The organism is Cellulomonas gilvus ATCC 13127 (genome assembly GCF_000218545.1).
In the GTDB taxonomy this organism is placed as follows: domain Bacteria; phylum Actinomycetota; class Actinomycetes; order Actinomycetales; family Cellulomonadaceae; genus Cellulomonas; species Cellulomonas gilvus.
This window is the reverse complement of record NC_015671.1, coordinates 2,156,783-2,166,559: the sequence shown is the minus strand read 5'-3', so window position 1 is coordinate 2,166,559 and position 9,777 is coordinate 2,156,783. Positions and strand designations below refer to the sequence as shown.

General features: G+C 71.9%; 9 protein-coding genes. All 9 read left to right on the top strand.

Going from position 1 to position 9,777, the window contains the following annotated elements; genetic code table 11:
• The first annotated feature begins 82 nt into the window (after nucleotides 1-82).
• The 9 genes from ftsZ to dnaE all read left to right on the top strand — a co-directional run bounded on the left by ftsZ (nucleotide 83) and on the right by dnaE (nucleotide 9,762).
• Entirely contained in the window at nucleotides 83-1,315 is a 1,233-nt protein-coding gene (gene ftsZ, locus CELGI_RS10045) for a cell division protein FtsZ (protein ID WP_013884011.1), read from the top strand.
• Between the two features lie 28 nt (nucleotides 1,316-1,343).
• Nucleotides 1,344-2,150, top strand: a complete 807-nt coding sequence (gene pgeF, locus CELGI_RS10040; RefSeq protein WP_013884010.1) for a peptidoglycan editing factor PgeF — start codon at nucleotides 1,344-1,346, stop codon at nucleotides 2,148-2,150.
• Between the two features lie 98 nt (nucleotides 2,151-2,248).
• Nucleotides 2,249-2,722, top strand: coding sequence for a cell division protein SepF (locus CELGI_RS10035; protein WP_013884009.1), 474 nt, complete (start codon nucleotides 2,249-2,251; stop codon nucleotides 2,720-2,722).
• A 3-nt stretch (nucleotides 2,723-2,725) separates the two neighbouring features.
• A complete protein-coding gene (locus CELGI_RS10030) occupies nucleotides 2,726-3,013 on the top strand; it encodes a YggT family protein (protein WP_013884008.1) in 288 nt (95 codons plus the stop codon).
• 238 nt (nucleotides 3,014-3,251) lie between these two features.
• Nucleotides 3,252-3,929 (top strand): DivIVA domain-containing protein, encoded by a 678-nt coding sequence (locus tag CELGI_RS10025; RefSeq protein ID WP_013884007.1) that lies wholly within the window; start codon nucleotides 3,252-3,254, stop codon nucleotides 3,927-3,929.
• Nucleotides 3,930-4,077: 148 nt separating this feature from the next.
• Nucleotides 4,078-4,542: a TraR/DksA family transcriptional regulator gene (locus tag CELGI_RS10020; RefSeq protein WP_013884006.1), complete on the top strand. Its 465-nt coding sequence runs from the start codon at nucleotides 4,078-4,080 to the stop codon at nucleotides 4,540-4,542.
• Between the two features lie 20 nt (nucleotides 4,543-4,562).
• Nucleotides 4,563-5,222, top strand: coding sequence for a signal peptidase II (locus CELGI_RS10015; RefSeq protein WP_013884005.1), 660 nt, complete (start codon nucleotides 4,563-4,565; stop codon nucleotides 5,220-5,222).
• Complete coding sequence (locus CELGI_RS10010; protein ID WP_013884004.1) at nucleotides 5,215-6,150, top strand: RluA family pseudouridine synthase; 936 nt, start codon at nucleotides 5,215-5,217, stop codon at nucleotides 6,148-6,150. Before CELGI_RS10015 ends, CELGI_RS10010 begins: the two co-directional genes overlap by 8 nt.
• Nucleotides 6,151-6,201: 51 nt before the next feature.
• Nucleotides 6,202-9,762, top strand: coding sequence for a DNA polymerase III subunit alpha (gene dnaE, locus CELGI_RS10005; protein ID WP_013884003.1), 3,561 nt, complete (start codon nucleotides 6,202-6,204; stop codon nucleotides 9,760-9,762).
• Nucleotides 9,763-9,777 lie beyond the last annotated feature (15 nt).

Genomic DNA, 9,777 nt, shown 5'->3' with positions numbered 1-9,777 from the left:
GCTCGCGTGTCGCGGACGACGGTCCCGGGACCGGCGCGAGCCGGCCGCAGGACGGACCCGCACGAAACGAGAGGCACCCACCGTGGCAGCTCCGCAGAACTACCTGGCGGTCATCAAGGTCGTCGGTATCGGCGGCGGCGGCGTGAACGCCGTGAACCGCATGATCGAGGTCGGCCTCAAGGGTGTCGAGTTCATCGCCGTCAACACCGACGCGCAGGCCCTGCTCATGTCCGACGCCGACGTCAAGCTCGACGTGGGCCGCGAGCTCACGCGCGGTCTCGGCGCGGGCGCGGACCCCGAGGTCGGCAAGAAGGCCGCCGAGGACCACGCGGAGGAGATCGAGGACGTCCTGCGCGGCGCGGACATGGTGTTCGTGACCGCGGGCGAGGGCGGCGGCACCGGCACGGGCGGCGCGCCCGTCGTCGCGCGGATCGCCCGCTCGCTCGGCGCGCTCACGATCGGCGTCGTCACGCGGCCGTTCACGTTCGAGGGTCGCCGGCGCTCGGTGCAGGCCGACGCCGGGATCGACGCGCTGCGTGCCGAGGTCGACACGCTCATCGTCATCCCGAACGACCGCCTGCTGCAGATCTCCGACCGCGGCGTCTCGGTGCTCGACGCGTTCCACTCGGCGGACCAGGTGCTGCTCTCGGGTGTCCAGGGCATCACCGACCTGATCACGACGCCCGGCCTCATCAACCTCGACTTCGCCGACGTCAAGTCAGTCATGCAGGGTGCGGGGTCCGCGCTCATGGGGATCGGCTTCGCGCGCGGCGACGACCGCGCGGTGCAGGCTGCCGAGATGGCGATCAGCTCGCCGCTGCTCGAGGCCAGCATCGACGGGGCCCACGGCGTGCTCCTGTCCATCCAGGGTGGTTCCGACCTCGGCCTCTTCGAGATCAACGAGGCCGCCCGTCTGGTGCAGGAGGCGGCGCACCCCGAGGCGAACATCATCTTCGGTGCGGTGATCGACGACGCGCTCGGCGACGAGGTGCGGGTCACCGTCATCGCGGCCGGGTTCGACGGTGGTTCGCCGGTGGTCCGGCGTGACGCGCGCGCGCTCGGCCAGGTGAGCGGCCAGGCACCGCGTCAGGTGCCGCACGTGCCCGCGCCGCGTCAGGACGCGCCCGAGGCGGTTCCGGCGTTCGCGGCAGTGCCGGCCCCCGCCGCTCCCGCGCACGAGGTCCCCGCGTTCCTGTCCGCCGAGAGCGAGCCCGCGCCCACCACGGCCGCGCTCGAGGTGCCGCGCATCTTCTCCGAGGAGGAGCACCGTCGGGAGCGCGAGCACGAGCTCGACGTCCCCGACTTCCTCAAGTGAGGGCCGCGTCCGCGGTCGGTCGGGCCGGATGACCGCCGCGCCCGCGCCCCCGGTCCCGGTCGACGAGGTCGACCTGGGGCCGGGTGTGCGTGCCGGCTTCACCGACCGGCGCGGCGGTGTGAGCCGCCCGCCGTACGACGCGCTCGACCTCGGCGCGCACGTCGGAGACGATCCGTCGGCCGTGGCGCAGAACCGCGCGCGGCTGTCGGCGTGGGCGGGCTGCCCCGTGGCGTTCGTCGACCAGGTGCACGGCACGGACGTGCTGGTGGTCGCGGGTCCGCAGGACGTGCCGGTCGACCCGCTGCAGCCCGTCGGCACGGGTGACGCGCTGGTGACAGCGCATCCCGGCGTCGCTCTCGCGGTGCTCGTCGCCGACTGCGTGCCCGTGCTGCTGGCCGACCCGGAGGCCGGCGTGGTCGGCGCCGCGCACGCGGGCCGGCGGGGTCTGGCGGACGGCGTCCTGCAGGCGACCGTGGCGGCGATGCGGGAGCTGGGGGCGCGGCCGGACCGCATGCGCGCGGCCCTCGGCCCGGCCATCGCGGGTCCGTCGTACGAGGTCCCCGCGGACCTGCGCGACGAGGTGGCCGCGACGGTACCGGAGGTCGCCGCGACCACCGCCTGGGGCACCCCGGCGCTCGACCTGCGCGCAGGGGCGCGCGCGGTGCTGCTCGCGGCGGGTGTCGCGCACGTCGAGGTCTCCCCGCGCGACACGTGGTCGGACCCCCGGCTGTTCTCCTTCCGTCGGGCCGGCCGCACGGGCCGGTTCGCCGGCGTGGTGCGCGCGTCGGCGCGGCGTGTCGCGCCGGGCAACCCGCAGAACCCGTTGCTAGCGTGACGAGCGGACGGGACCGACCCGCGGTCGGCCGCACGGCGGCCCGGTGAGATCGGTCCGAACGAGCAGGTCCGGACGCTGTCCGGGGGAGGAGCGGGGCCATGGCCGGAGCGCTGCGCAAGACGATGCTGTACCTGGGCCTGGCCGATGACCGGGGCGAGCACGGCGAGTACCTCGACGACTACGAGGGGACGGACGAGCCCATGGAGCTCGAGGAGCAGCACGAGGCGCAGGTGACGCCGTTCCGCCCGACGCGGGTGAGCGCGGTCGAGCAGCCGGCACCGGCGCACGACCTGCGGCGCATCACGACGATCCACCCGCGCTCGTACAACGACGCGCGCAAGATCGGCGAGGCGTTCCGCGAGGGCACGCCGGTGATCATGAACCTCACCGACATGGACGACGCCGACGCCAAGCGGCTGGTCGACTTCTCGGCGGGCCTGATCTTCGGCCTGCACGGCGCGATCGAGCGCGTCACCAACAAGGTGTTCCTGCTGTCGCCCGCGCACGTCGAGGTCTCGGGTGAGACGCCGTCCGGCTCGGCCCCGCGCGCGGCGTTCTACAACCAGAGCTGACGCATGCGTCTGGTCGTCGACCTGGCCTCCGTGGTCGTCTTCGTCTTCATGCTGCTCCTGATCGCCCGGCTGGTGATCGACTGGGTGATGTTCTTCGCGCGGGAGTGGCGGCCGCGCGGCGTCGCGCTGGTGCTCGCGGAGATCACGTACACCGTGACCGACCCGCCGCTGCGCGCGCTGCGCAAGGTGCTGCCGCCGCTGACCATCGGGAGCTTCCGGCTCGACCTCGCGTTCCTGGTGCTCATGCTGCTGTGCAGCCTGCTCCTGTCGCTCCTGCCTGCACTGGCGTGACCCGCCCCGTGTCGCGCGCCCAGCCGGCTGTGCGGCACGAAAACGGGCATGTGGGACATACGGGACGCGTGTCCCACCGGCGGCGACGGCGCCCGGGCAATGTCCGCTACGGTGAGGTGAAGTGGCCGCCGGCGGCCCCAGGCGACACGCTCTGCGTGTCCGGGACCGGGCGGCCGGCACGGCCCCAGCACGGCTCGACCAGCTCGACCTACCCCGTTCGACCGAAGAGGTGACGACGATGGCACTGCTGACCGCAGACGACGTCCTGAACAAGAAGTTCCAGGCCACGAAGTTCCGCGAGGGCTATGACCAGGACGAGGTCGACGACTTCCTGGACGAGGTGGTCAACACCCTGCGGGACCTGCAGGGCGAGAACGAGGACCTCAAGACCAAGCTCGCGGCGGCCGAGCGCCGCATCGCCGAGCTGAGCCGCGCGGGTGCGCAGCAGGCCGCACCGGTCGCGCTGCCCAAGCCCGAGCCGACGCCGGAGCCCGCGCCCGCGCCCGTGCTGCCCGCCCCGACGCCCGCACCGGTCCAGGTGTCCGCGCCCGTCGCGCCGGCCCAGTCGAACGAGCCCGAGTCCGCGACCGGCATGCTGCAGCTCGCGCAGAAGCTGCACGACGACTACGTGCGCAGCGGCCAGGAGGAGTCCGAGCGGCTCGTCTCCGAGGCGAAGACGCAGGCGACCCGCATCGTGCGCGAGGCCGAGGAGACGTCGCAGCGCACGCTCGGCCAGCTCGAGCAGGAGCGTTCGCTCCTCGAGCGCAAGATCGACGAGCTGCGGGTCTTCGAGCGCGACTACCGGACGCGCCTCAAGAGCTACCTCGAGAACCTCCTGGGCGACCTCGACAACCGCGGGAGCGCGCTGCCGCCGCGGGCGCAGCCCCAGGCGGTCGGCGACGGCCACAACCTCTGAGCGGACCGACGGACCGCCGGCAGGGGTACCGGCGGTCCGTCGTCCCAGGTCAGCAACGCGACACGCCGGGTGAACCCTGGCGTGTCGTGTTGTGCGGTGCCGTACACACGTCTACAGTCTCGTCACCTCACAGACAGGGGGCACCGCGGTGACCAACGACTCGATCAGCACCACGACCGTCGCGCCGACGCAGGACGCCAAGGAGCTCGCGCGGCTGGCCAAGCAGTTCCCGGTCCGTGACGGCGAGAAGGCCTGGACGGCGCGCGACGTCCGCGACGTCGCGGACGAGCTGGTCGCCGACATCGACCGGCTCACCGCGGAGCTCGCGTCGGCCGATGCCGAGCTCTCCGACCTGCTGCGCAACTCGGGCGACGGCGCCGGTGACGACCAGGCGGACTCGGGCTCCTCGGCGCTCGAGCGCGAGCAGGAGCTCACGCTGGTCAACAACACGCGCGACATGCTGGCCCAGACGCAGCACGCGCTCGCGCGCATCAGCGCGGGGACGTTCGCGACGTGCGAGTCGTGCGGCAAGGCGATCGGCAAGGCGCGGCTGCAGGCCTTCCCGCGCGCGACGCTGTGCGTCGAGTGCAAGCAGCGCGAGGAGCGGCGCTGACGCGCCCGTAGACTCCACCGGTGCCCACGCCCGACGAGTCGCCCCTGCCCGCCACGACGGGCTCGCCCGAGTCGCCCGAGGATGCGGCCGTCAAGCACCGAGACGCGGCCGCCGGGAGCGACGTCCCCGCGACACGCCGTCGGCGGCTGCTGACGATCCTCGTCGGGCTGACCGCCGTGGTGCTCGTGCTCGACCAGGCGACCAAGGCGTGGGCGCTGACGTCCCTGGACGGCGCGCGCCGCGAGGTGCTGGGCGACTGGTTGGGCCTGCAGCTGGTGTTCAACCCCGGGGCCGCGCTGTCCATCGCGACCGGGATGACCTGGGTCCTCACGCTCGTCGCGATCGGCGTGGTCGTGGTCGTCGCCCGCGCCGCGCGTCGCATCGGCTCGACGATGTGGGCGGTCGCGCTCGGCCTGCTGCTGGGCGGAGCGCTCGGCAACCTGGTGGACCGCCTGTTCCGGTCGCCCGGTGTGGCCCGGGGCCACGTCATCGACTTCATCGCGTACGCGGACTGGTTCGTGGGCAACGTGGCCGACATCGCGATCGTCGTCGCCGCGGGCCTGATCGTGCTGACGGTGCTGCGCGGCGTCCGGATCGACGGCACGCGCGAGACGGAGGACTCCGGCGACGCCGCCGCGACCCCGGCGGCGGCCCCGAGGGGCGGTGCGTCCGATGCCTGAGACGCGGAGCCTGCCCGTCCCGGACGGGCTCGCGGGCGACCGGGTCGACGCCGGCATCGCGCGCCTGCTGGGCCTGTCGCGCACGCGTGCGGGTCAGATCGCCGAGGACGGCGGGGTCCACCTGGACGGTCGGCCCGTGGGCAAGTCGGAGCGGCTGGTCGCGGGCGCGTGGCTCGAGGTGGAGATCCCGGATGCGGCCCCCGCCGCGGTCGAGGTCGTCGCGGAGCCGGTGCCCGGCATGGTGATCGTGCACGACGACGACGACGTGGTCGTCGTCGACAAGCCCGTGGGGGTCGCGGCGCACCCGTCACCGGGCTGGACCGGCCCCACGGTCGTCGGCGCGCTCGCCGCCAGCGGGTACCGCATCTCGACGTCGGGCGCCGCCGAGCGGCAGGGCGTCGTGCACCGGCTGGACGTCGGCACCAGCGGGCTCATGGTCGTCGCCAAGAGCGAGCACGCCTACACCGCGCTCAAGCGCGCGTTCAAGGAGCGCACGGTCGAGAAGGTCTACCACGCGCTCGTGCAGGGGCACCCGGAGCCCACGACGGGCACGATCGACGCCCCGATCGGGCGGCACCCGCACCACGACTGGAAGTTCGCCGTCACGGCGAACGGCAAGCCGTCGGTCACGCACTACGAGCTGCTCGAGGCGTTCCCCGCGGCCTCGCTCGTCGAGGTCCACCTCGAGACCGGGCGCACGCACCAGATCCGCGTGCACTTCTCGGCGCTGCGGCACCCGTGCGTGGGCGACCTCACCTACGGTGCCGACCCCGCGCTCGCGCAGCGCGTCGGGCTGTCGCGGCAGTGGCTGCACGCGATGCGGCTGGGCTTCGAGCACCCCGGCACGGGGCAGTGGCTCGAGGTCTCGAGCGCCTACCCGCAGGACCTGCAGCACGCGCTCGACGTGATCTCCGCCGGCTACCGCTGACCGACGCCGCGGGCACACGGAGGTGTCCCTGGGGCCACCTAGACTCGGCGCGTGGCATCACCGGCAGCTCAGGACTCGTCGTTCGTCCATCTCCACGCGCACACCGAGTACTCGATGCTCGACGGCGCGGCGCGCCTGACGCAGCTGTTCGCCGAGGTGCAGCGCCTGGGCCAGACGGCGATCGCCACGACCGACCACGGCTACCTGTTCGGGGCCTTCGACTTCTGGTCCAAGGCCACCGCCGCGGGCATCAAGCCGATCATCGGCGTCGAGGCGTACGTCACGCCGGGCACCAGCCGGTTCGACCAGACGCGCGTGCGGTTCGGCGAGCAGGGCCAGGAGCGCGACGACGTGTCCGCGCGCGGCTCGTACACCCACATGACGCTGCTCGCGCGCAACAACGAGGGCCTGCACAACCTGTTCCGGGCGAGCTCGCTGGCCTCGCTCGAGGGGCAGATGGGCAAGTGGCCGCGCATGGACCGCGAGCTCCTCGAGACGTACTCGGGCGGCATGATCGCGACGACGGGGTGCCCGTCGGGTGAGGTGCAGACGCGTCTGCGCCTCGGCCAGTGGGACGAGGCCGTGCGTGCCGCGGGCGAGCTGCAGGACATCTACGGCAAGGACTACTTCTACGTCGAGCTGATGGACCACGGGCTCGACATCGAGACCCGCGTCTTCAAGGACCTGCTGCGGCTCGCCGAGACGATCGGCGCCCCGCTCGTCGCGACGAACGACCTGCACTACGTCACCGCGGAGGACGCCGGGTCGCAGGAGGCGCTGCTGGCGATCAACTCCGGCTCGGCGCTGACGGAGCCGACGTACGAGCAGGGTGGCAACCGCTTCGCGTTCGAGGGCAGCGGCTACTACGTGAAGTCCGCGGCCGAGATGCGCCGGACCTGGGCGGAGCTGCCCGAGGCGTGCGACAACACGCTGCGGATCGCGGAGCAGTGCGAGGTCTCGTTCAACACCAAGGCCAACTACATGCCCAACTTCCCCGTGCCGGAGGGGGAGGACGAGACCAGCTGGTTCATCAAGGAGGTCGAGACCGGGCTGCGGCACCGCTACCCGGGCGGCATCCCGGACGACGTGCGCCGGCAGGCGGAGTACGAGACCGGCGTCATCACGCAGATGGGCTTCCCCGGGTACTTCCTGGTGGTCGCCGACTTCATCAACTGGGCCAAGGACAACGGGATCCGCGTGGGGCCGGGCCGTGGCTCGGGTGCGGGCTCGATGGCGGCGTACGCGATGCGGATCACGGACCTCGACCCGCTGCAGCACGGCCTGATCTTCGAGCGCTTCCTCAACCCGGACCGCGTCTCGATGCCCGACTTCGACGTCGACTTCGACGAGCGCAGGCGCGGTGAGGTCATCCGGTACGTGACCGACAAGTACGGCGAGGACCGCGTCGCGCAGATCGTCACGTACGGCACCATCAAGGCCAAGCAGGCGCTCAAGGACTCGTCTCGGCTGCTGGGCTTCCCGTTCGCGATGGGGGAGAAGCTCACCAAGGCGATGCCGCCCGCGATCATGGGCAAGGACATCGGCCTGACCGGGATCTTCGACCCGAAGGACCCGCGCTACCCCGAGGCGGAGGAGTTCCGCCAGGTCCATGCGGCCGACCCGGACGCGCAGCGCGTGGTCGAGCTCGCCAAGGGCATCGAGGGGCTGAAGCGGCAGTGGGGCGTGCACGCCGCGGGCGTCATCATGTCGAGCCACCCGCTGATCGAGATCATCCCGATCATGCGCCGGCCGCAGGACGGCGCGGTCATCACGCAGTTCGACTACCCCACGTGTGAGGGCCTCGGCCTGATCAAGATGGACTTCCTCGGGCTCCGGAACCTGACGATCCTCGACGACGCGCTCGAGAACATCGTGATGAACGGCAAGGACCCGCTGGTCCTGGAGGACCTCGAGCTGACCGACCCCGCGAGCTACCAGCTGCTCGCACGCGGCGACACGCTCGGGGTGTTCCAGCTCGACGGCGGACCCATGCGCTCGCTCCTGCGCCTGATGAAGCCGGACAACTTCGAGGACATCTCCGCGGTCCTGGCGCTGTACCGCCCGGGCCCCATGGGCGTGAACTCGCACACCAACTACGCGCTGCGCAAGAACGGGCAGCAGGAGATCACGCCCATCCACCCCGAGCTGGCCGAGCCGCTCGCGGAGATCCTGGGCACCACGTACGGCCTGATCGTGTACCAGGAGCAGGTCATGGCCACCGCGCAGAAGGTCGCCGGGTTCACGCTCGGCCAGGCCGACGTGCTGCGCCGCGCGATGGGCAAGAAGAAGAAGTCGGAGCTCGACAAGCAGCAGGCCGACTTCTTCGGCGGCATGACCGAGCGCGGCTTCTCGAAGGAGGCGCAGCTCGCGCTGTGGAACGTGCTCGAGTCGTTCGCCGACTACGCGTTCAACAAGGCGCACACCGCGGCGTACGGGCTCGTCTCCTACTGGACCGCGTACCTCAAGGCCCACTACCCGGGCGAGTACATGGCCGCGCTGCTCACGAGCGTGCGCGACGACAAGGACAAGTCGGCGCTGTACCTGGGTGAGTGCCGCCGCATGGGCATCACGGTGCTGCCGCCCGACGTGAACTCGTCGTCGGCCAACTTCACCGCGGTCGGCGTGGACATCCGGTTCGGGCTCACGGCGATCCGTAACGTGGGCGCCAACGTGGTGGACGCGATCGTGCGCACGCGTGAGGAGAAGGGCGACTTCACGTCGTTCACCGACTTCCTGGACAAGGTGCCCGCGGTGGTGTGCAACAAGCGCACCATCGAGTCGCTCATCAAGGCCGGTGCGTTCGACTCGCTCGGTCATGCCCGCAAGGCCCTGCTGCTGGTGCACGAGCAGGCCGTCGACGCGGTGATCGGCGTCAAGCGCAAGGAGGCCGAGGGGCAGTTCGACCTGTTCGCCGACGTCTTCGGCGGTGACGACGACCCGGGGTTCGCGGTCACCATCCCCGACCTGCCGGACTGGGACAAGAAGCAGCGGCTCGCGTTCGAGCGCGAGATGCTCGGCCTGTACGTCTCCGACCACCCGCTGTCCGGCCTCGAGCACGTGCTCGCGGCCGCCGCCGACGTCTCGATCGCCACGCTCAACGCCGACGAGCAGCGCCCCGACGGGTCGACCGTCGTGGTCGCGGGCCTGGTCACGGGGCTGCAGCGCAAGATGTCGAAGCAGGGCAACGCCTGGGCGTCGGTCACGCTCGAGGACATGGAGGGCGGCGTCGAGGTCCTGTTCTTCGGCGAGACGTACGTCGCCTACTCGACCGTGCTGGCCGAGGACGCCGTGGTCGTCGTCAAGGGTCGCGTGCGGCGGCGCGACGAGACGATGCAGCTGCAGGCGATGGAGGTCACGCTCCCGGATGTGAGCGTGACCGCCGACTCACCCGTGGTCGTCACGCTGCCGGTCGCGCGGTGCACCGCACCCGTGGTCGAGCGACTCAAGGAGGTGCTCTCGACGCATCCGGGGATCACGGAGGTCCACCTGCGCCTGACGCAGCCGGGCCGCGCCACGGTCATGCGGCTCGACGACGGCCTGCGCGTGTCCCGCAGCCCGTCGCTGTTCGGTGACCTCAAGGCGCTGCTGGGACCGAGCTGCCTGGCCGGGTGAGGGCGCGCCGCGCCG